Below are 21,318 nucleotides of genomic sequence, written 5' to 3'. Positions count from 1 at the left end.
TGTCACCCGGGGGGGGCTCGCACCGTCGGCGGATGCCGTTGCCGGTCCGCTCACCGTGAGCGGACCGGCATCGGCATCCGCCTACGTCCTCGAGGGGATCGGACCGTGGCGGAGCGGGCGGGGAAACTGCGGGCTGTCGACGTGGGCGGGCGGGGTGCTCACGCTGGTTCGGGCTGTCTCAAGGATGGGGGACGGCTCGCAGGCGTAGCGCAGGACAGCCCCCAGGGCGTGGGCGGCGGCGCGGTGCAGCAGGCCGAGGGCCGGGCCAGGGCGGTCGAGATTCAGCTGCTGAGCGGCCCAGACCGGCAACAGTGCACCCGCGCCGTTCATGATGATGCGCAGGGCCGCGCGCTCCAGAGGGCCTTCGCCCAGGCCGCGCAGGAATCCGACAATGGCCAGGCCCGCGTCACAGGGTGCCAGTTCGCTGTGGACGGACGCCAGGTAGGAGCGGACGGCCGTCTCCGAGGCGGGGACAGCAGTGGAGCCCAGATGTTCGGCGCGGATGGCTGTCTCGCGGAAGTAGCGGTCGCACTGAGCGGCCGTCAGCTGGTGTCCGCCGTAGGCCTGATAGCCCGCCAGGAAGCAGCTGGTCTCAGCGACGTGCACCCAGGTGAGCAGCGCCGGATCGCCGGCCGCGTAGGGGCGCCCGTCCGGGGCCGTACCCCGGACCTGGTCGTGGCGCCGACGGACCCTGGCGAGGGCCGCCCGTGCCTCGCAGCGCGGCCCGAAACTGGTCACCGCGATGAAGCCCGCAGTTCGGTTGAGACGGCCGACCGGGTCCTGCCGGTAGACGGAGTGCTGGTCCACGCCCGCGACCGCCAGCGGGTGCAGCGTCTGCATGAGCAGTGCCGCCAATCCGCCCGTGAACATTCCGAGCATGTTGCTGTGGACGCGCCAGACCATGCTGTCAGGGCCGAACAGCCCGGGATCGCCCGCAGGCTGCTGCAGACGCGAGAGCTGCAGACTGTCGCCGTACACGGTTCCGTCGACGCGAGCGCGGATCCGCTCTGCCAGCCCTGAACCCATGCGCGCCGACGTCCCCACCCCTCAACGACGGAATCCGCGGAACAGCGGGCCCCCTCAGCAGCTCAGCGAGCAGCACACCAAGATCAACGCCGGGACGCGTAAGGCGTTACGGCCACCGGCACGCCGAAATCACGAATACGAGGTCCGGCAGGCCGGAGCGTGACACCGCTGCTGCGTGCCCGGCCGGATCACGGTCAGGCCAGTTGCCAGCCATCGCCGGTCGGCCGCACGAAGGGTGACGGCGACAAGAAGGTGAAGGTTGGCGCACGGGACGTCGCGATCTGGCTCACGGCCGTGGAGTACGCCCGAAAGAACCCCGACGGGACGGTCTACTTCGTCAGCGAGAACCACAAGGACTTCACGAAGGGCGGTACCGGTTATCCGGCGCCGATGGAAAGCGACGTCGAGGGGCTTGGTGACCGCTCCGTTCACCTGACGAACCTTGGCAGCTACTGGAGACCGTCGCCCCGAAGCAGCACGTCGATGCGGAGTACGCGTACGCTCTGCTCAGGTTTCACACGGACTACGTCGCCCGTCGAGCCCGTAAAACCTGGCGGAACAAGATCACCCCCTTCGAGGTCCGCACCCGCGACGGCGAAGCGATGGCGGCCCGTTGCTGGGCGTTCCCCGACGACGTCCGCGTGCAGCTACTCGACGTACGGGACAGCGAGGCCTACAAGCTCGGCACCCATAGCTGGATCGTGAGCTGCTTGGTCGGCCACTGCTTCCGGCTCCTCCTCCTGGTCGTCGTACTCGATCCAGATGCCGAAGGACCCAAGCTGCCCGGGCCTGCCTGGTCCAGGTCGACCAGGCTACCTGCGCCGAAACGGTCTTCTCTGAACTACGAGGTTCCGGTGGCGATCTGGGCGAAGGTGGGCAGGCCGAGGTGGACGACGGTGGTTCGGCGAGCGAGTTCAGCGTCGAGCTGGGCGAGCTTGTCCTCGGCGGCGGCGAGGCTGACGCTGAGCCCGCCGACTTCGCCGAGCCATCCTTCGCATTCGGCTTCGGCGATCCGTACCATGAGGTTGATCCGGATCTCGTCGAGGCGGGGCCGCTCGTGCGGGTCGACGCGGGGCATCGCGCATCGGACGCAGGCGTGCTCGTGGACGCACTCGCTGCCGAATGACCTGCCGCAGGTGCCGAGGGAGAGCTTGCGGCGCTCGAAGTGGCCCAGGAACGCGTCCCATTCCTCGCTGGTGGGGACGCGGTATTCCTCGCCGGGTCGCAGACTGCGGCGCCGGGCGATGAACGCCTGGTGGGCGGCGATGGCTGCGCTGGGATAGACGGCGTTGTAGTGCATCGTGGTGTTGATGTCGTCGTGGCTGGCGATGACCTGTGCGATGTGCGGGGGCAGGCCGTTCATGATCGCGTCGGTGATGAACATCCTGCGGAAGTCGTGGGGCTGGTAGTCCAGCAGCTCGCCCGCGGCGTCGGTCAGCTGGGCCGCGTCGATCACTTCGTTGAGCGCCTTGCGGATCGTGTTGACCGACAGGATGTGCTCCTCGCCGTTGACTCGCCATTGGAACAGCAGCGGCATGGGTGGGTTCCAGACCCTCTCGGCCTCGTAGCTGACCACCAGGGTGACCACCCCGTTGGTGCCGCGGATCCGGCAGACGATCGCGCTCAGGACGTCGGCGAGTTCGGGGGTGACCAGCAGGACGCGTTCCTCGTCGGTCTTCGACGGGGCGATTTGCAGCAGCGGGACCACTTTCCGTAGTCATGGCAGAGGACACAGCGGCACTGGAACGAATCATCAGTCATGTGCGGAGGCTACGAGGTGAGCGACTGAATCGGACAGCCGGGGTTCGTGACCACCTTTTCAATCGAACAACATCGTCACCCTCCGCGACCGCTCCCCAAGATCTGTGCCAGAACCGAGAACGGACAGCAGATGTTCGCCAACTTCGGGTTCTGGCACACATTCCGTGAAAGAGGTTGCCGGCTCTCGCCAGCAGGAGGCGCCCAAGTCATGTGAGCTGCGCGGACCACGCGTCACCGGGGTCCGGTGAGCCGGGACTCGAGATCGCTCACGGAATGTGTGCCAGAACCGAGAAGGGACAGCACATGTTCACCGCTTTGGGAGGCAGTTCCGAGGGCCGCGGCGTTCGAATTGTTCACGGATGCGGCAGCGCCGGTTGCCGGTGCTCAGTGGCGGTACGCGGCTGTCGCGATCTCGACGAAGGATCGGATCAACGGGTTGGTGTCACATTCGTTCCACACCGCGACCACTCGGCTCGGCGCCATGTCGATCAGCGGTACCACGGCCAGCTCTGCGGGCAGGTCGTGTCCGAGCGGGGCCAGGCCGACCGTGCCGTTCCACAGCACGGCCTGCAGGCATTCCTGGACGGCGCGCACCACTGGGCCCTCGCGCGGCCTGCCGCCGTTCCAGTACGACTGCCAGATGGGGTCGGTGCCCTGCGGGAACTGGAACCAACGGCGGTCGCTCAGCTCGGCCAGCCGGAGCCGGTCGCGGCGGGCCAGCGGATCGTCGGCGCGCAGGACCACGCCGACCGGATCGGTTCGCAGCGCACGCACCGTCAGGGCAGTCTCGTCGAACGGCGCCCGGGTCAGGGCGATGTCGACCAGCCCGGCGCGCAGCCCGCACGTCGGGTCGGTCAGGTCGGTGTCGCGGATGCGGATGTCGATGCCGGGGTGGCTTCGGCGGTAGGCGGCGGCCAGCCTGGACACTCCCGGGTCGGTGCCATCGCCCAGGATGCCGACAGTGATGGTCGCGACGCCGGCCGCCGCGCTCACGCGTACCCGGACGCGGTCGGCGTGGTCGAGTAGGGCCCGCGCTTCGTCGAGCAGCACCGTGCCCACCGAAGTGAGCGTGACGCCGGTGGGCGAGCGGGCGAAGAGCAGGGCCCCGACATCGGCCTCCAACTGCTTGATCGCCCGGCTCAGCGGCGGCTGACTCATGTGCAGTCGGGTGGCGGCCCGGCCGAAGTGCAGTTCCTCGGCGACCGCCACGAAGTAGCGCAAGGTCCGTAGCTCCACGCTGCAACGATACCCACGGGGTATCGGCGCTGCGGGATGGGTCTTGGACACTGGCGGGATCCCGGTGGTGCACTCGTGAGCATGACCGAAGAAGCGAAGACCAGCGAGCCGCAGGACGACCCCGCCGTATCGGTGGTGGGTCCCGGCGACGGCGAGACGATCGTTCTGGGCACCACGCGCATGCGCGTTCTGGAGGACGGCAGCCACACTGGGCACCGCCTCGCGATCGCCGAGTCCGTCCTCGCCCCGCACAGCCAGGGACCGCCGCAGCACCGCCACGCCCAACACGACGAGGGCTTCTACATCCTCTCCGGCACCGTGCGGTTCACCGTCGGGGACGAGGACTGCGACGCCACCACGGGCACGCTCGTGATGGTTCCGCCCGGTACCCCTCACACCTTCGCCAACCCGACCGACCAGCCCGCCGTCATGCTCAGCACATTCACCCCCGACCTGTACGTGCAGTACTTCCGAGACCTCCAGGAGGTGCTCGTCGGCGGCCGGCCGCTGACGCGACAGGCCAACATCGACACGATGAGCCGCTACGCGACCGAGCCCGCCACCGACCTCGCCTGAAGTCGACGGATGGAACGGCCCGGCCGCCCTCCTTTTGACCGCGGGGCCGTGCCACTCCCGTCTTTCGGCGGGTCCGACCCCTCGGACGACGGACCAGGCCTTCTCAAGGGCTCTTCTGGCCATCGACGCAATCGAGGGCCCCGTGAACCGGTGGCCCATGAACGGGAACGATGAACATCGCCTATTGGATCGTCGCGGGACTGCTCGCCCTCTTCTACTTCTACGCAGGCACGCTGAAGGTGATCCGCAGCCGCGATCAACTCCGACCGATGATGGCCTGGGTCGACCGCATACCCTTGGCCGCCCTCAGGGCGCTGGGGACGGTCGAAATACTCGGCGCGACCGGCCTGGTACTGCCACCGCTGACCGGCATCGCGCCCTCGCTGGCGCCGGCCGCAGCCATCGGCTTCGTCCTCCTGCAGACCGGTGCGATCGCCGTCCACCTGACCGGCGAAGACCGCCGGATCGCACTCAACGTCGGGCTCACCGCCACCGCGGCCATGACCATCTGGCTGGCCACCAGGCTGTGATCGAGCACAGTCCTCGACCGGAGGATGCGAATCCGGGGCCAGCCGCCCCACGGCCGCTGTCATTTGCAACTCGTGAACAGAGCCACTGGACGGCCTCGCCCGTGCTGAGCGCGCCCTGTTCACCCGCGCCGCGCCGAAATCCGCGAGAGCCCGGATGAAATTCCTTCGCACGCGGGAGAAGGGCTCCACCAAGGCCCTGGCCGAGCGCCTGGGCGTCTCCCGCGAGACGGTGCAGCTACCTCTCGGGTGCCTCCACCAAGCCGAACAAGCGGCTCCAGGAGACGCTGGTGCAGGAGACCGAATTGGAGTGGCAACCGCAGGTCAAGGCACAGGCCAGGCAGCGTGCGGCGTCCTCGGGCGGGCTGGTCGTCTCCTGCCGGGCGCACTTCGGCCTCGGTCCGGAGGGCACCTTGGACGCGGGCCGGGTACGGGACATCAACGTCGCCGTCTCCTCCTCCCACGCGGCCGCCATCCTTGCCGCGCGGGAGGACGGTGCGACGGAAAGCGATCTGCATGACGCGGTCGTGGAGGCCATCGCGGACGCCTATTTCCGTCAAGGCGGCGGTGGCCGTGCGGGCCTGGAGGTGAAATTCGCAGACGTGGAATGGCTCAACATCCGGTTTTAGCAGCACGGAATTCATGGCTGCTGTAAACCTGGGGGATGAGTCGAAGCACGATAGTTGTCACATAGGCAGGCGTGTTGCCACCGCCTTGATGGCGTGCCCATATCGGTGGCCCTGCAAGGCCCACTCATTGATCACGACTCGATACGTGCCCTAGGCCTGCCGATGGCTCGAACGACTGCAGGGTGCCCGCCCGGTCCCGGATGGTGGTGCTGTCCCGGGCCCACTTCCGTCCTAGGCCTGCCGATGGCTCGAACGACTGCAGAGTGCCCGCCCGGTCCCGGATGGCGAGGGATTCCCTCCATGCGGCAAAACTCTCCTCCTGACGTCCGAGATCGTCGAGTTGGATATCTAGGCTGGTCAGTGCACGAGCAAGGCTGGGCTCGTAGTCTGGGTTCACTCGTGCGACCCGCCGGTACACAGCCACAGCCTCCTGCGCCACCTGCACCCCTTTTTCCTTGTGTCCTGCTAGTTTGAGACATTTCGACAGGCGGTACAGCGCCAGTGCGAGATAGGACTCGTCGCCGTTCGGGTCCGCGCGCAAGAGACGGCGCTCCTCGCCGACGCTCTCCTCTGCCGGGGCGAGGGCCTTCTTGTGCTGATCCATGTGTGCTAGCGCGTCTGCCAAGTTGGACAGTGCCAGGGCAAGGGCAGGACGGGTGCTGTCCGGGTCGGCGTGTACGAGCCTGCGGCCAGTGACGACGGCTTTCTCCAAAAGGGTCACGGCATGAGAGCGCATTCTCAACTGGTGGAAGCGGGCCGACAGGTCGTTCAGCAGGACAACGAAATCGAAACCGTAGGTCCCGGGGCTTGCCGTGGCCAGGTCCCGGTAGGCGATGACGAGGTGGTAATGGAGGAGGAGGTCGAGGGAGGCGATCGCGTCCGATCGGGTCGGGTAAGGGAGTGCGACTGTCGCATCTAGCAGGACTCGAGGCGCGGGAGGTGCATCTTTCAAGATTGTCTGGAGGACGGTGAAGGCTTCCGCGACAGACGTGAGGCGGTGGCTTTCGACTGGCGAGACGGCGGCGCGGCTGAGGACCGTGATGGCTCTCAGCTGCTGGTCGCCGGAGGCATGAGCCCACAGCCCCGTCAGGACGGTTCGGTCCTGGTCGACGGAGCGGGTGAGGTGCGTCGTAACGTGCCGCTCGGCGAGCCGGTCAGGCTGCAGGTGGCCCCAGTACCGGCCGGGCGACGGCGGATAGAGACTCTGGAGCCATTCGGCGACATCCCACTCGCGATTGGGCGGCAGACCGGGCACGTCACGCAGGACGGTGAGGGCCTCTTGTGTCGTCGCGGCGCCGAACAGTGCCGCGACGGCCACCGCGCGCCGCAGCGTGCTGGGCCGCAGGTCACCGAGCCGGAACATCGGCGAGGCGGCGGTACCCTCCCAATAGCGTGCCTCGTGACCCAGGACGAAGTCCTCGACGGGCCGGTCCGGTGCGCCCTCCACAGGATCCGGACCGTGTTGCAGAAGAGCGACCAACGCGGCCATCTGCAGGGCCAAGGCAGACTCGTAGCGAGCGTCGTTCAGGTCCTCGGGCGGCCGGAGGCTCAAGGCGAGGGCCGACCAATCGGCCTGGGGGAGGCCAGGTACCTGCCCCAGGAGCTGGCCGAGATCCCGAGCGGCTCTGGTGAAAGCTGAGGTACGCGTCCCGTAGTCGCCAGAACAAGCATTCAGGGGGCTGAGTTCGTCAGTGGGTGCGGTTGCCAGAATCTCGCGGGTGTCTGGGCCGGCACCGAAGGCTTCGCTCTTCCATTCGCCCTCGCCTCTGGCGATCAGCAGCAGACGCGTGCGATGCCGGGTGCGCCGCAGGTGCTCTATGAGGCGACGGATTTGACGGGGGAGGGTCTCGGCGTAGTCGACGATTAGCAGGAGGGGCTCTGCGGTGTCGAGGGTGCTCCAGTCGGGGCTTGGGCCTTCGGGGGTGTCAGCAAGGTCGGCGCGCAGCTGTGCGGCCACCCAACCCGCCCCACGCAGAACGCCCGCCAGGTGACGGGCCAGACGGGTCTTGCCCTGGCCACCAGCTCCGACAAGCGCTCGAACTTCAAAGGTGTCCGGGCCGTTCTGGCACCAGTCGAGGAGACAGTGCAGCTCGTGTGTACGGCCGTAGAAGGCGACCGCTTCGGTGTCGGCGCGCAGCAGCATCGCGGGGGAGCGCAGATCGCGGGCACAAGCGGCAGGAGCGAGCAGATGGTCGGGCTCGACGGGTTCCAACAGCGGCTGCCAACCGGAGTACCGACTGACGATCGACCGGAATTCGTCGTCGGCGAGCAGGTCAGGCGCACGGGTCGCGGTCAGCCGCGTGCCGTCGGTGGCCTGGCGGTCCTGGGCGACCACGCCGATGAGCAGGTCTCCGCAGAGCAGGGCGGCGCCCGAGATACCGGACCACTTGGTGGTGGATCCACCGGTCGGTGTCCATGGGAGCGTGGGATTCGTACTGAGGATCTCGTAGCGGCTCGCGGAGCGACCGGTGCCCGGATGGACGTGCCCAGTGAGCTGTTCCTCACGGCGGCCCGTAACTTCTTTCTGCATGCGGGCAAATCCACAGACAATCACCGGGTGCGGGCGTGGACCGATGAGGTGGCCCCAGCGTTGGGGTGGCCGGGTCCGGACGTCGAGCAGGCAATCTGGTGGCTGCCAGCCGCCGTTGTGGTCCACTTCGATGAGGGCGGCGTCGATCGTGCGGTCGTTTCGCTCCCAGACAACCGTGGCCTTGAAACGCTGCTCGCCCGCCTCGGGGCGGCACACCGTCACCGGACCCTCACCGCGCAGGGGCCTCCCGCCCAGCACGTGCGCGGCGGTCAGCGCAAGCCGAGGCGCAACGAGGTAACCGGTGGCGAGGGACGCCCTGCCCGGGCTCTCCGGCCTGCCGACTCTGACCTGCACGATCCGGTCGAACTCCACACCCAGCCCCCGTGTGTCCCGTTACTTCGCGCACCTGAGGCCGCGACCGCGTGCTACGCGTCGTCCTCGTCGCTGACATCGACGGCGCCGCCACCAGACAGGCGCGGATTCAGCCGTACTGTCAGAGTGTGCGTGGCGGTCCGGACGCTGTCGCGCTTCGCGCCCATCTGAACCACGCTGAACCGCAGGCCGCCATCCCGGCCGCGGCTCTGGGACAATTCCAGGCCGAGCTCCAAGGTCACTTCCTCAAGGCCGAAACGCACCCCTGCATCGCCGCTCACGCTGATGCGGTGCTGAGCCTCGGCAACCTGATCGCGCAACAGTGTGATCGCATCGGCAAGATCCAGCCCTCCAGCCGCCCCCGTATCCCCATCGCCCATCGCGTCTTCCCTCACTCGTGATGACCTCTTCCCACCTACAGACAGTCAGTCTCCCCTTATTGCTTCCTCGTAACCAGACAACAGGAGGTTCCCTCGCCGGGCGCCTGGACGTCTCCCGCCGACCCGGTGGAGCGTTACCAGTCCGGACCGTTCAGCATGCCGCAGAAGCCTAGTGATGAGGGCCGACCCGGCCCCGAACCAGTGACACGCGGGCGCCTCGCCACACAAGCCAAAGGCGTCCCGTACTCCCAGTGCTGGTGAGACGGCCTGCCGAATGGGCGTGTGTACCAAGCCACGTGCCTCACCGGTGACAGCCAGGCTGCTTCGGCCGGTCTCATTCGCCAACTCAACCAGCCTGCTGGTGACAACTATCGTGCTTCGGCACAGGGGAGCGGCCCGGACAGCAGGCCGCGCAATTCCCGATTCCGTGTGGAAAGCGAGCCCTGATGAATACCCCCGATGGGTGGCGGCCGCCGCGCCGCGTCCCCGAGGCCCGCGCCGGCCGCCCGGTCCCGTTCGACTACGCGAAGATCGGCCGTTCCTCGGTCCGGCGCCGCGCCCGCGGCATGACGACTGCCGAAGCCGCGGCGGCGCTAGCTAAGCGAGTTGATGGTCCGCACACCGTGGCGCAAGACCGGCACCGCCCGGCGGCTGCACGACGCGCTGCTCGCCGCACGTCCTGAGCAGCGCGCGACGCTTCTGGTCGTCCAGGACCGCCCCAAGGTTCACGCGCTGTACCAGTCATGGGGCTGGAAGACGCTGGGCGGCCTGCGGCCGCGCATCCCGGACGCGCCGCTCTTCCACGCCATGCTGCTGGATCTCCCTCAGCACTGACAGTTGGCCTGAGTTGCGGCTCAGGACTCACACGCGGCTGTCACGGAGAATCCGAGTGCCCGCCGATCTCCGCAGGAAGACCGTGAACTTCCTGTGGGCTCGGGCGGAGGGATACCGGGGGCCGAACTGGCCCCGCGTATGGGTGATGGGCCGCGGGGCCAGGGACGAGCGCAGTCCTGTCAGAGCGCTCAACGCCGAACGTACAAGTCCAGCTCTTCTACCGCGCGACCGAATGCTCCGACCGCACTAGCACGACGGGCGCCGCTGCTCACGCCAAGGCGGAGCGCGGAGCCCCGGCCGGTCAGCCGAGGCGGTAGCAGGCTTTCTGGGCTCAGCGAAGTTAGTGGGGGGTCGGGCTGGCACAGCACCCCACTTGGCCATTGGGAGACACGGCCGTCTCGGCCGGCCCCACTGCTGGGTCAGCCCGGCTTGACCGCCAGCGTCGCAAAATAGTGCGACATGTATGGAGCGGATGCGTTGGATTGGTGCGGCGCTTCCGCGAAGCCGGTGAGGACGAACCCCGCGGCGAGTTGCCCGCCGATCTGGTCGGTGAGGGTGTGGCTGTATTCAAGAGCGGCATCCGCGCCGAACTTCGTGGCGCGTTCCTCGGCGGAGTACTGCGTGACATCGCTGTAGGGCAGCTTGTGCACGACGATCAGCTCGCCGCGCTCGTCGAGCGCCTCGTGGTCGAACAAGTACACATCAGGGTTGAGGAAGCCCACGAGCAGAGTTCCGCCCGGTCGCAGGATGCGGAAGCACTCACGCCACACCGGTGCCAAGTCTGGTGCGAATTGGTTAGAGACCGGATGGAATACGACGTCGAATGTTGCGTCGCCGAAGGCGCTGAGGTCGCGCATGTCGCCTAGGACGGTGCGCAGCTCGAGTCCGTCGCGCGCCGCCACCATCTGGTCCTGGCCGAGCTGGCGGGGTGAGTTGTCGAATACGGTGACCCGCGCCCCTGCGGCGGCGAGGATCGGACCCTGCTGGCCACCGCCGGAGGCCAGGCACAACACGTCCTTGCCGGTCAGGTCCGTCGGCAGCCAGGAACGGTTGACTGGCTCACGCCCGATGAGAACAATCGACCAGTCGCCCATGCGGGCGCGCTCGACATCCTCAGCACTCACCGGCCTCGACCACTCGTTGCCCTCTTGGACATACTTGTCCCAGGCTGCCCGATTGTGGGCAACGGGGTCGATAACAATGTCCTGCACGTTTAACTCCCTGCTACAGCCAAGCGGACACCTGCGGTACTGACAGTTCGGTGCCGCTAGCCAACACGATTGCAGGGTGCGGGCTCAACGAAATTAGCGGGCATCGAGGTGTCCACGGGCTCGACGGGTGGTCGCGCAGCGGGTGCGTAAGCGCTGGTTGCCGGGGTTGCGGAAGCCGTAGGCGTCGCGGGCGATTGTCTTGATGACCCGGTTGGTGCCTTCGGAGCCGGCGTTGGTGATCCCGGTGCGCAGGAAGAACGTAAGGATCTCTGGCCACCATGTCTCGACGGTTGTGGCTAGGCGCTGCAGTTCGGGAAGGTCGGCGTCGGTGCATCGGCGGTAGAACCGGTACAGCAGATCGTGGACCTGTTCCCGGTCCGGGCGGGTCCGGGCGGTGGCAAGCAGGTCCAGGAGGTCTTCCTTGGCGTTCCACGCGGCGGTGATCGGCGCGCCGATCACCCTGGGCAGGTTGGACAGCTCGTCGAGGAGAGCGTCGACGTGCTCGCCGCGCATCCGGGCGGCGGAGCAGGTGAGCCGGTTGCGCAGTTCCCACTCGCGGTTGCCCTTGCGGCCGCGCCGGCCGCGGCGGGTCACGGTGACCCGGCGGCGGACCTCGGTGAGAGTCTGATTCGCCAGCTGCACCAGGTGGAAGCGGTCCACGACCGGGGTGGCCTGCGGCAGGACCCGGCGGGCGAAGATCTGGCTCAGCAGGTCGTCCATCGCGTCGCGGATGTGCACCAGCCAGTACCACGCTATCCCGCGCTGCGCGGCGACAGCCGCCGTGTGATCCGGTCGAACAGCTCCGTCAGCGGCTCGCCGACGTCCCGGCCGAACTCGGTCAGCCCGTAGGTGACCTGGGGCGGCGTCGTCGGCTCGACCTCCCGCCAGACCAGGCCGTCCTGGACCAGCGCGCGCAGGGTCTGGGCGAGCATCTTCTCGCTGATGCCCTGGATGCTCTCGCGCAGCTCGTAGAACCGGAGGCCATTGCTCCGCAACGAGATCAGCACCCAAACGCCCCACCTGCTGGTCACGTGGTCGACCACATCGCGCGCGGGGCAGTCGGTGTGAAACACGTCATACCGCTTCCCCGCCTCGGCCTGTCTGTGCTGCACGCTTCCCATCATTTCATGAGCTTACCTCAAGGTATGTCCTTACCAAAAGTTAGCCCTCGCTCCTAGCGTGAAGGCCACACAGAACATCCGACAAGGAGCTGATCATGATCGTAGTGACCGGGGCTACCGGGAATATCGGCCGGCCGTTGACGCAGGCGCTGGCCGAGGCGGGCCAGCAAGTGATGGCAGTGTCACGGCACGCGGCGGCGGTGCCGAACGGCGTCCGCCACGTGGCGGCCGACCTGGGCAAGCCGGCCAGCCTCAAGCCCGCGCTGGCCGGGGCGAAGGCGCTGTTCCTGCTGCTGTCCGGCGACCTGCACGCCACTGGAGCCAACCCTGCCGACATCATCAGCGAAGCTGCGGCCAGCGGGGTCCGCCGGGTCGTCCTGCTCTCCACGCTGGGCGTGGTGACCAGGCCCTCCGGCCAAACGCGGATCGCGATGCGCGCACTGGAGGACATGCTGCGGGAGTCCGGCCTGGAGTGGGCCATCCTGCGACCGGGCGGCTTCGCCTCCAACGCCCTGTGGTGGGCCGAGTCCGTCCGCGCGCAACAGGGCGTCGCCGCGCCCTTCGGCGACGTCGGGGTGCCGATCATCGACCCGGCGGACATCGCCGCGGTCGCGGCAGCCTGCCTGCTGGATGACCGGCACACCGGCGGCGTCTACGAGCTGACCGGCCCAGAGGTGATCACTCCGCGCCAGCAGGCGGAGGACATCGCCGCCGCGCTGGGCTCGCCAGTGAGGTTTCACGAGCTCACCCGCGACGAGGCCAAGACCGCCATGACCCAGAGCATGCCGGCGGAGCTTGCCGACGACACTCTGGACATTCTCGGCTCCCCGAGCCCGGCCGAGCTGCGCGTCAGCCCGGACGTCCAGCAGGTCCTCGGCCGCGCCCCGCGCCCCTTCGCCGACTGGGCCGCCCGCAATGTCGCCGCGTTCCGCTGAGACTGGTCAGCGCCGCTGGAACTGCTTTCGTGCTCGGCGATCCACTGCTGACAGTCGAGGAACCTGACCCGAAGTTGACGCTGACATGGCCCCCAGTCGGGCCGGAACCGACGCTGCAGCCGCAGCGAATCGACGTGCAGCCAACTCCGTTGGCCCTGCGAGCTTAGGAACATTCCGATCAACCCCGCCCTGTCGGCAAACGATGCGCGGTCGAGGAGGAGCTGCTCGGCGTGCACCAGGGCGCCGAGCAAGCCCACCCGGTTCGACGAGGAGGACCTTGTGGCCGAGTGGGCCGCCCAGAGCACGCCACCGGTTCGAGCCCAGCCAGGAGGCGCAGGCCTCCATCAGGCAGTACCAGGACGGGGCTCCAGGTGCAGCCTCACCGCACGCCACCCGCGCACCGGAGACTGCTGTCCACCGTGAAGGTCATGGTGCAGACCCTCGCGGCCGCCTGCGAACTCCAGCGCGACCTACATGTCGAGGGTGACCGCCGGCTCCGGGGCCGGGGCGTCCTGGTGGCCGGTGGCGTGCTCGGGCATGAGGTCGGCCTCGTTCGTACCGCGAGGCCCGAGGACCGCGCCGGTCTTCAGGGCGGCGAGGTCGGCATGGGCCTGCTCGACGGCTTCGGGGTACGCCTCGCGTTTGGCGTGCTCGGCGAGCGCCCGGTAGATGCTGGCGACGGAGGGGTTCTGTCCCTTGCGCTTGCCGGTGGGGATGATCAGGACGGGCTGGATCTGCTCGACGGACTCGCCGCCCGCGCGGCGCCGGAGCACGGTGTGGAGCATGTCGTCGGTGATGACCGGGGGCCGGTCGCCGTGCTTGCCCTTGCGGGCCGCGGTGTCGAGTCCCTCCAGCGTCGACTCCCGGATATTCTCCCGCTCGGTCTCCGCCATCGCCGCGAAGAACGCGAACAGCAGTTTCCCCGGGCCGGTGGGGTCGTAGATGCCGGGCAGGGGCCCGGCGAGCATCTCCAGGACCAGGCCGTGGGCGGTGAGGTGGTCAGCTAGGGCGGTGAGTTCGGCGGCGTCGCGGCAGAGCCGCTTCATCTCGTACACAGTGAAGACGACGCGGCAGTGCGGGGCGTGCGCCTTGACCTCCCGCGCCGTCCTCAGCGCCTCTTCGAACCGGGGGCGCACTCGCACTCGGGTGCTGATCTTCTCGCTGAAGATCTTGTCCCTGGGGATGCCGTGCTTGCTGAGCGCGTCGAGCTGGGAGTCGAGTTCCTGGCCGAGAGTCGAGCAGCGGGCGTAGCCGATGCGGATGTCCGCGCTCGGCAGGTCCGGGTCGACTGCGGCGGGTACCGGCGTGCCGGGCCGCCACGGCTTTCCGGGACGGCGGTCCGCCGGGGTCGGCACCCGCAGCACCTTCGACAAGCGGGGCACCTTGGTGAACCGGCGGGTGTGGTAGGCGGAGGCGACCGCACCGCCGCGCGAGCGGCAGGGCGAGCCCGGCTGCGCGTCACACTTCGGACAGGCGTGCTGCTCGACGTCGTCCGCGTCCGACCGCTCGGTCGGGGAAGGCTCTTGAGGGTCCGTCATGACCCCGGATCTTCGAACAATGCAAGTCTCAGAAGGGGGTCCGTCCCGCTTTGGGCGAGAACGGGTTCTGAGAACCGAGCGGAGATCATCGAGGGCCCGGCGGCCCGTTTTCGATCTTGCTCCGACAAAGGGTCGTTTGTGAGAGAGCGGGGTGCCGGGCCATGCGCGCGGCGTTGTCCGGCCCGCACGGCATGGCCCGGCCCACCGTCTCTTCAGTCCAGGTCGGACATGTCGAGCACGAAGCGATAGCGGACGTCGTTTCGCCGGAGGCGGTCGAGTGCAGTGTCCACCTGTGACGACGGGAGCACTTCGATGTCGGCGGCGATGCTGTTGTCAGCGCAGAATTGGAGCATCTCGGCTGTCGCCAGGCGGCCTCCGCTGCCCGCGGAACTGAGCTTCTTGCGGCCGATGAGCAGGTCCGTGGCCTCGACGGTGACGGGGCCCAAGTACCCGAGGAGGCTGAGGGTGCCGTCCATCGCCACCAGCTTCAGATACGGGGCGAGGTCGTGAGGGGCGGAGATCGTGTCGATGACGACGTCGAAGGTGTCGCGTGCCGTGGCCATCTGCTGGGTGTCGGTGGAGGCGATGAGGTCGTGAGCCCCGAGCTTGCGGGCGTCGTCGCGCTTGTCCTGGGTGCGGCTGATGACGGTCGTGGTGGCGCCGAGTGCCACGGCCATCTTGACTGCGAGGTGGCCCAGGCCGCCGAGGCCGGCCACGGCGACGCGACTGCCGGGGCGCACGCCGAGGGAGCGCAGGGGTTCCCAGACGGTGACGCCGGCGCACATCAGCGGGGCGGCTGCGGCCGGGTCGAGGCCGGAGGGGAGCGGGTAGGCGAAGGCGTCGCGCACGACGTACTCGCGGGAGTAGCCGCCCAGGGTGGTCGACCCGTCCTGCCGGTCGGTGCCGCCGTAGGTCAGAGTCGGGAAAGAGTGGCAGAAATTCTCCTGTCCTGCTTCGCACATGGCGCACACGCCGCAGGAGTCGATGATGTTGCCCACCGCGACGCGGTCGCCGACCGAGAAGGTGGTCACCTCGGGGCCGATCCCGGCCACCACGCCGGTGAATTCGTGACCGGGCACCAGGGGCGCTTTCGTGTGCTGGTCGTAGGCGCGCAGGGCGTGCAGGTCGGTGTGGCACACGCCGCAGTAGTCGACCTGCACCGCGATGTCATCCGGGCGCAGGTCACGGCGCTCCAGCGACGCGCGCCGCAGCGCCGTCGGGCCGGCCGCCTGCCATCCAGTGGTCGTTCGCATATGCGACTCCTTAAACAGACTGTTCTGTCTGCTTCAGCGTAAGTGCGACCGCACCCCAGGGCAAACCAACTGTTCTGTTTGGTAGAGTGTGGGTATGCCGCAACAGCCCCAGACCTCGCGAGGCGCCGCGACCTACCAGCGCATCCTGGACGCCGCCACCGAAGAGTTCGCCCAGCACGGCATTGCCGGGGCGCGCATCGAACGCATCGTGACGGCAGCGCGCACCAACAAGGCACAGCTCTACGCCTACTTTGGCGACAAGGAGCGACTCTTCGACGCGATCTTCCTCAGCTCGCTGGAGCGCATCACCAACGTCGTGCCCATCGACGCCGACGATCTCGCGGAGTGGGCCGTTCGTCTCTACGACGAATACCTGCGCCGCCCCGACCTCATCCGGCTGGCGACCTGGACACGACTGGAGCGTCGGCCTGCCGGGCACCTCGTCGAGACCCACCAGCACTACGACGACCGCAAGCTCACGGCCATCGCCGAGGCCCAGGCCGCCGGGCGGGTCCGCGCAGGTGACCCGTTCGACATCATGGCCATGGTCATCGCCATGTCCATGGCCTGGTCACCGGTCAGCAACGTATATGCGGCCAGCAGCCAAGAACCCGATGACGTACATGACCAGCGCCGCGCCCTGCTCCGCGACTGCGTCCAAAGCGCCACCGCGGCCGGCAGAGGCGACGCATCCCCCTCATGACTGCCACCAACACCCCTGGTGACGCTCACGCACGTTGCCTGGGCTCCGGCCAGGACCGGAGCCCAAGGTCTCACGCGGGAACTGCGGCTGCTTCCCCCTGCGGGGCGCGCGGGCCGGGTACCGTCGCCCGGATGGACAGGTCCACGTCGAGGCGGCTGTTCATATCCAGCTCGAATCTGCCGTACGGATTCACGTGGGTCCAGAACAGCGGCGACAGCGCCCGCCGGTCCGTATCGGTCAGCCTGTCCGCCCACTTCGGATCAGCCAGGACCTCCTGCATCAGCAGCGTGCTGACGTGCACCAACGCTGACTGGAGCAGGTATAGCGCGAGCATGCTGACCTCCTGGGATTCCTTGTCCGCACCGGCCAGATCGCCGTCCTTGCCGTAGAAGAGGTCCTTGTTCGCGCTGTTCCAGTTCTCCACAACCTGCAACCCCTCGTGGATCCCTTGGCGCACTTGCACGCCCCCTTTGACCGGGCCCCTCTTCCTCCGTAGCCTTCTCCAGGGCGTCGAGCACGCCGGAGGCCAGACGCATACCAGCCGCGTCATGGTGTTAGGCCCGGGCGGTGGTGGAGTCCACGCTGACCAGGGAGAGTTCCACCTCACCCCGCGCGGCCGCCTGTGCGATCAGCCCTTCCAGCAGGGTCTCGAAGACTCTGGCGTCCCGCCACTGCCGGAAGCGGTTGTGCACAGTGGACCACGGGCCGAACTTGGCCGGCATCTCACGCCACTGCGCTCCCGAGCGCAACTTCCAGATCACGCCCTCGAACTGCTTCCGCAGTCGTGCAGGATACGGACCGTACTCGCCGATCGGCAGGTACGGCTCGACGTACTCCCACTCCACGTCAGTCAGTTGTTCCCGTGTCATGCATTACGGACTACCGGACCCGCCCGCTCGACGAGGGCGAAACACGCAGATAGATCACGACCCGACACGCCCCTAGAACGCCCGCTATAGCGACTGTGGGCGTGCTGGACACGCCCAGTTGGACAGCGAGGCTGCGAACGGCCGTTACGTGGCTGCCCAGTCTGGTGCGCGGGGTTCGGTGTGGCGTCAGCTTTGGAACCACACCGAACCCCGCGTTTCAGATCAGGAGCCGTCGATCAGTTTCTGCACCTCGGACGGGATCTCTTTGCCGGAGCGAACGGCGAAGAACGTGGCTGTCTTCGGTGTGTCCCCAATGGCGATGGCGACCTTGGGCGAGATGCCGTCTACTTCGTAGGCAGTCCCCGTCCAAACCGGCTCCTCGCTCTCGTCCTGGCCGCCGGTGTCATCGCAGGGTGTTTGGGTTGCGACGCCGATCTTCTTCCCGAGTGTGAACTTCACGTTTGGAGCCACGTCTAGATACGATCTGTCCTGGTAGGTGTACAGATTGGCGCAGGAGGCCTCCCCACCGCCCCCGCCGCCGGCCGTGCACGCGGCTACTGACATCACCATGGCCGCCGCCACCAGCAAGCCAGTGGATCGCCCGGTCCAGCTCATACGTGTCCCCCCTCAGTGGATGCTGCAAAGAAGAGAGGCGCCTCCTCTTCGCCGAGTGACCTCGCCATCGCTCAGTACGGGAATGAGACCGTGCCCATGGTGAGGCCCTCGTGTTCCGCGGTTCGACGTAGGCAACTCGGATCAAGTTCCCTTGCTGAGCGTTCTTTCGGCCCGAGATGTGATCCCGCAGTTTGGGGCAGGCGGCAAGGATCACACTCAGGTCAGCCGAGTGGACCACCAGGTAGTAGGCGCCAGCGAACACCGAGGTCAGCAGGGACACCACCAAAATGCTGTCCAGGAGCACATCCAGCTGCACGGCCTGGGCGATCAGCCATACGGCAAGAATCGGCGCAAGCGTCCGCATCATCGACAGCAGGTAGTTGGAGAACATGCTTACTCCTCGACCTCCCGAACACACCCAAACCGGACTGCACCACCGTGCTTTGATGATCTGGATCAGGCTGACCCGTCCCAGATGATCACGACCTAATACACGCCCTAGTAGCCAGCTTCGTGCACCACACGTGTTGCATCAGCCGTGAACATTGCTGGGCCCTGGCTACCCGACCATCACACCTAGCTACGGCGGAAGATTCCGTCGTCGTCGACGTCTTCGGCGTACCCGGAGAAGTCGGAGTGAGCGATGAAGAGGGTGGACGCCATTGTGGGGATCTGCCTGGGGATGATACGGAAGGTGCGCCCTTCGTCGTCCTCGTCCAGGGAGACGGCCAGGAGCGGATGTTCCGGGTGAGTCAAGGTCGTGCTGTCGGCGACGAAGAAGCAGTCCGGGCGTTTGTCCGCACATGCACGACGTGCCGGGGCACAGGTGACGCCCCGCCCGGGACGCCGGACCGGTAGGCGAACCGTGCCGCGGTGAGGGGCGCCGCCGCACCTGTGGCTCACCCTGCCCGAGACCCCCCGCACCGAGATCACCACCGCTGAACAGGCCCTCACCCGCGCCCCCGAGGGGGTGTCAGCGATGTCGGGTCAGGGACACGCCGCGGCCGCCGAAGAACTCGGCGAACGCGGTCACGGGCAGGCTCGCGGCACGGGCCTGCTCGGTGTGCCCGGACGGGTTTCGGAAGTACACCGTGTCGCCCTGGCGGCCGGTGACGAGCACGAGGTGCCCGCCCTTGCGCCGGTGGCCAACGACCAGTCGACCCCTATCGTCCACTGCGCCGAAGGATGTATAGGGGGGTCGTCCGCGCGCACGACGCCCCTGACTGATGGTCGGGCGAGCCTGGAAAGCACACGGGGTTGTCGATAGGAGTCGGCCCTACCGTCACCAGGAGCGCTATGACCGAGCTGCACATACGACAACCCGCACCCTCACCCGCGCCCACGGCCGCCGGGGCCATGGGCCGCGCGTTGGCTGGCGGCCTGATCATGGCGGTGGCGCTCGGTGTCGGCAACGGCCTCGGACCCGTACTGGCGGACGCCACCGGAGCCAGTGGCTTGGCCGCCCGGCTGATCGCTGCGGCCCTCGTCACCGTCGTGGCCGTGCCGTTCGTCCTGCGTCAGTCACACCCCCGGACGGTCGGCTTCGGCAGTCCTGGCGCGAGCCTACGGGCATTCCTCACCGGCGTTGGGGTGACGGCCGCGGCAGCGGCGCTGGTCCTGGGCGCGGGCACGGCCGTGGGGTTACTCGTCTGGCAGCAGCTGGACCTCGTCACCCTGGTTGGCTTTCTCGTCACCAACGCCGCCGTCGCGTTCCTGCTTGAAGCCTTGCCCGAGGAGACGACGCTGCGCGGCTACGCCTGGACATCGCTGCGCAGACGGTTCGGGCCCGCACTGGCGGCGCTCGGCACCACGGCGGTCTTCCTGCTCGTACCGGGCACCTCGACGCTGGTGACGGTTGGCATCGCCCGGCTGGCCGGTGACGAGCCGGGCCACATCGGCATCGTGCCGGAGGGGCAGCACCCGGTCGACTACCTCATCCTCCTGACGGTCTTCAGCCTGACCCTGATCGCCGCCCGTGCGGCCGTGGGTCACGCCCCGCTGTGGGCGGCGATCGGCACGCACCTGACCGTCCTGACCGTGAACCGCATCATGCTGCAGGGCGATGACCGCGACGCGGGCGTGACGGTGGAGCAGGCGTCCGGTGACGCGGTGCTGCTCGTACCGCTGTACCTGGTGGTCGTCGCGATCGCATTCCTGGCGTGCCGCCGGGTCACGCGTCGGCACACGCCCGGCGAAAAGTAGGCGGTCACCGTCACCGGCCTGCTCGATGCCGGGCTCCTTGGCTTTGTCCACGAGATTGGGTTCTGGCTCAAGTTCTGTTTGCGTCGTGAGGCGCTGTTGGTTCGAGTGGAGGTGGAAGACCTGCACCAACCCGCTGTCGCAGTAGCGGGGTTGAAGCTGAGGGCAGCCTGATCCGGGTGATGCCGGGGAGGGTGAGAGCGGCCCTGACAAAGCCGGGACGTGCCCAGTACTGCCAGATGGGGCGGGTCCGGCGAGCGTGATGGAGAGGAGTACGCGAGGAACCGGCGTCTTACGTCTCTTAACGAGCCTCCGGCTCGAACCTGGTGGATCAGGGCCGGAAGCGGTGCGTATCCACGTCATTCTTCCGAGTGAACTGGAGAACTTCCGGGGCGTTTATGGAAGCTGCCTTGGGAGGCCACGAGGAAAGCCTGCGGCGTACTCGTGGCGATACCGCAGGGACACAGTCGGGCTCCTCCTCCATCGAGCGAACCACAGTGAACACGGGAACCGTCCCGAACCTCGCCCCGCCACCTGTGTCCAGCAGGCGGCCGGGGCTGGGTGCATCGACCGCTGATCGGTCCGGGACGGGGCGGAGCCGCCGTAGTACTCCGAGGCCGGGAAAGCCGGCCGCATGGGGAAGGGCGGCAGCGGTATCGAGAAGGGAAGGATGCTGCAATGCCGGAAGACGCTCCGCCGAATGGCGGGCTCCGGGTCCTCGGGTCCGGGTACTGGAGATGCAGACCAAGCTTCACCATTGGGCGGTGGCCGATCCCGGCCGCCGGTTCGATGACTTGTTCAACTTCGTGCACGATCCGGCGACGCTGAACGCTGCCCGGGGGCGGGCCGACCGAGCCGATCGATGCCGCGATCCCTGCTCGGTCCAGATGCTCGGCCAGCGCGAACGACGTGTACTGGCCGGATTCAACCGGTCGTTGCAACACCAGCTTGTTGAAGCAACTGTAGCTGCTCGTTGAACGCCTCGGCGGGCGTCTTCCAACCG

Annotated in this window: 22 protein-coding genes and 1 pseudogene; 8 read left to right on the top strand and 15 right to left on the bottom strand. The window is 67.8% G+C overall.

All coding sequences use genetic code 11. The features are described from left to right. Positions 1-81 precede the first annotated feature (81 nt). The 3 genes from ACFVYE_RS45705 to ACFVYE_RS45695 form a co-directional block, all read right to left on the bottom strand. Complete coding sequence (locus ACFVYE_RS45705; protein ID WP_389609483.1) at positions 82-1,026, bottom strand: oxygenase MpaB family protein; 945 nt, start codon at positions 1,024-1,026, stop codon at positions 82-84. 841 nt (positions 1,027-1,867) lie between these two features. Next, on the bottom strand, positions 1,868-2,734 hold the full coding sequence (locus tag ACFVYE_RS45700) for a tyrosine-type recombinase/integrase (RefSeq protein WP_389609481.1): 867 nt from the start codon (positions 2,732-2,734) through the stop codon (positions 1,868-1,870). 437 nt (positions 2,735-3,171) lie between these two features. Next, complete coding sequence (locus ACFVYE_RS45695; RefSeq protein WP_389609479.1) at positions 3,172-4,023, bottom strand: LysR family transcriptional regulator; 852 nt, start codon at positions 4,021-4,023, stop codon at positions 3,172-3,174. A gap of 81 nt (positions 4,024-4,104) precedes the next feature. Here ACFVYE_RS45695 and ACFVYE_RS45690 point away from each other — a divergent pair, with 81 nt between their 5' ends. The 3 genes from ACFVYE_RS45690 (at position 4,105) to tpg (ending at position 5,755) form a co-directional block, all read left to right on the top strand. Then, positions 4,105-4,599: a cupin domain-containing protein gene (locus tag ACFVYE_RS45690; RefSeq protein ID WP_389609477.1), complete on the top strand. Its 495-nt coding sequence runs from the start codon at positions 4,105-4,107 to the stop codon at positions 4,597-4,599. A gap of 170 nt (positions 4,600-4,769) precedes the next feature. Further along, entirely contained in the window at positions 4,770-5,129 is a 360-nt protein-coding gene (locus ACFVYE_RS45685; RefSeq protein WP_383974649.1) for a DoxX family protein, read from the top strand. 287 nt (positions 5,130-5,416) lie between these two features. Next, the gene (tpg, locus tag ACFVYE_RS45680) at positions 5,417-5,755 is read left to right on the top strand and encodes a telomere-protecting terminal protein Tpg (RefSeq protein WP_389609475.1); all 339 of its coding nucleotides are present in this window, start codon (positions 5,417-5,419) and stop codon (positions 5,753-5,755) included. Between the two features lie 124 nt (positions 5,756-5,879). Here tpg and ACFVYE_RS45675 read toward each other — a convergent pair whose 3' ends face one another. Continuing rightward, the gene (locus ACFVYE_RS45675) at positions 5,880-8,657 is read right to left on the bottom strand and encodes a trypsin-like serine protease (protein ID WP_389609473.1); all 2,778 of its coding nucleotides are present in this window, start codon (positions 8,655-8,657) and stop codon (positions 5,880-5,882) included. 53 nt (positions 8,658-8,710) lie between these two features. Then, on the bottom strand, positions 8,711-9,037 hold the full coding sequence (locus tag ACFVYE_RS45670) for a trypco2 family protein (RefSeq protein ID WP_389609471.1): 327 nt from the start codon (positions 9,035-9,037) through the stop codon (positions 8,711-8,713). Positions 9,038-9,646: 609 nt separating this feature from the next. On the opposite strand from ACFVYE_RS45670, the gene ACFVYE_RS45665 reads away from it, so the two are divergent. Continuing rightward, positions 9,647-9,871 (top strand): hypothetical protein, encoded by a 225-nt coding sequence (locus ACFVYE_RS45665; protein WP_389609469.1) that lies wholly within the window; start codon positions 9,647-9,649, stop codon positions 9,869-9,871. Between the two features lie 419 nt (positions 9,872-10,290). On the opposite strand, the gene ACFVYE_RS45660 is transcribed toward ACFVYE_RS45665, so the two are convergent. The 3 genes from ACFVYE_RS45660 to ACFVYE_RS45650 all read right to left on the bottom strand — a co-directional run bounded on the left by ACFVYE_RS45660 (position 10,291) and on the right by ACFVYE_RS45650 (position 12,206). After that, positions 10,291-11,082, bottom strand: coding sequence for a class I SAM-dependent methyltransferase (locus ACFVYE_RS45660; protein WP_389609467.1), 792 nt, complete (start codon positions 11,080-11,082; stop codon positions 10,291-10,293). 93 nt (positions 11,083-11,175) lie between these two features. Next, a complete protein-coding gene (locus ACFVYE_RS45655; RefSeq protein WP_389609465.1) occupies positions 11,176-11,820 on the bottom strand; it encodes a transposase in 645 nt (214 codons plus the stop codon). Positions 11,821-11,834: 14 nt separating this feature from the next. Further along, positions 11,835-12,206 (bottom strand): helix-turn-helix domain-containing protein, encoded by a 372-nt coding sequence (locus ACFVYE_RS45650; RefSeq protein ID WP_351268006.1) that lies wholly within the window; start codon positions 12,204-12,206, stop codon positions 11,835-11,837. Between the two features lie 92 nt (positions 12,207-12,298). On the opposite strand from ACFVYE_RS45650, the gene ACFVYE_RS45645 reads away from it, so the two are divergent. Beyond that, on the top strand, positions 12,299-13,138 hold the full coding sequence (locus tag ACFVYE_RS45645; protein ID WP_389609463.1) for an SDR family oxidoreductase: 840 nt from the start codon (positions 12,299-12,301) through the stop codon (positions 13,136-13,138). 470 nt (positions 13,139-13,608) lie between these two features. Here ACFVYE_RS45645 and ACFVYE_RS45640 read toward each other — a convergent pair whose 3' ends face one another. Further along, entirely contained in the window at positions 13,609-14,676 is a 1,068-nt protein-coding gene (locus ACFVYE_RS45640; protein WP_389609461.1) for a recombinase family protein, read from the bottom strand. A gap of 212 nt (positions 14,677-14,888) precedes the next feature. Then, the gene (locus ACFVYE_RS45635) at positions 14,889-15,929 is read right to left on the bottom strand and encodes an NAD(P)-dependent alcohol dehydrogenase (RefSeq protein ID WP_389609459.1); all 1,041 of its coding nucleotides are present in this window, start codon (positions 15,927-15,929) and stop codon (positions 14,889-14,891) included. A gap of 94 nt (positions 15,930-16,023) precedes the next feature. Between ACFVYE_RS45635 and ACFVYE_RS45630 the strand changes: the two genes are divergently transcribed. Beyond that, positions 16,024-16,632 carry a TetR family transcriptional regulator gene (locus tag ACFVYE_RS45630; RefSeq protein ID WP_389609457.1) on the top strand — a complete coding sequence of 203 codons (609 nt, stop codon included), beginning with the start codon at positions 16,024-16,026 and terminating at the stop codon, positions 16,630-16,632. A 70-nt stretch (positions 16,633-16,702) separates the two neighbouring features. Here the strand turns inward: ACFVYE_RS45630 and ACFVYE_RS45625 are convergent, their stop codons facing one another. The 5 genes and pseudogenes from ACFVYE_RS45625 to ACFVYE_RS45605 all read right to left on the bottom strand — a co-directional run bounded on the left by ACFVYE_RS45625 (position 16,703) and on the right by ACFVYE_RS45605 (position 19,290). Next, complete coding sequence (locus tag ACFVYE_RS45625; RefSeq protein WP_389609455.1) at positions 16,703-17,182, bottom strand: Tn3 family transposase; 480 nt, start codon at positions 17,180-17,182, stop codon at positions 16,703-16,705. Then, positions 17,085-17,501, bottom strand: a pseudogene (locus tag ACFVYE_RS45620) (transposase); the annotation flags it as partial. The gene ACFVYE_RS45625 and the pseudogene ACFVYE_RS45620, both read right to left, overlap by 98 nt. 222 nt (positions 17,502-17,723) lie before the next feature. Beyond that, entirely contained in the window at positions 17,724-18,116 is a 393-nt protein-coding gene (locus tag ACFVYE_RS45615) for a DUF6281 family protein (RefSeq protein WP_389609453.1), read from the bottom strand. 576 nt (positions 18,117-18,692) lie between these two features. Beyond that, the gene (locus ACFVYE_RS45610; protein WP_389609451.1) at positions 18,693-19,019 is read right to left on the bottom strand and encodes a DUF6924 domain-containing protein; all 327 of its coding nucleotides are present in this window, start codon (positions 19,017-19,019) and stop codon (positions 18,693-18,695) included. A 70-nt stretch (positions 19,020-19,089) separates the two neighbouring features. After that, on the bottom strand, positions 19,090-19,290 hold the full coding sequence (locus tag ACFVYE_RS45605; RefSeq protein ID WP_389609449.1) for a hypothetical protein: 201 nt from the start codon (positions 19,288-19,290) through the stop codon (positions 19,090-19,092). 122 nt (positions 19,291-19,412) lie between these two features. Here ACFVYE_RS45605 and ACFVYE_RS45600 point away from each other — a divergent pair, with 122 nt between their 5' ends. Together ACFVYE_RS45600 and ACFVYE_RS45595 are read left to right on the top strand one after the other, a co-directional pair. Then, entirely contained in the window at positions 19,413-20,318 is a 906-nt protein-coding gene (locus ACFVYE_RS45600; protein ID WP_389609447.1) for a type II CAAX prenyl endopeptidase Rce1 family protein, read from the top strand. 734 nt (positions 20,319-21,052) lie between these two features. After that, the gene (locus ACFVYE_RS45595; RefSeq protein ID WP_389609445.1) at positions 21,053-21,292 is read left to right on the top strand and encodes a hypothetical protein; all 240 of its coding nucleotides are present in this window, start codon (positions 21,053-21,055) and stop codon (positions 21,290-21,292) included. The last annotated feature ends 26 nt before the right edge of the window (positions 21,293-21,318 follow it).

It is taken from the genome of Streptomyces sp. NPDC058239, assembly GCF_042882185.1.
Taxonomy (GTDB): Bacteria; Actinomycetota; Actinomycetes; order Streptomycetales; family Streptomycetaceae; genus Streptomyces.
Note: the sequence above shows the minus strand (reverse complement) of the source record. Positions and strands in the feature narration are given on the sequence as shown.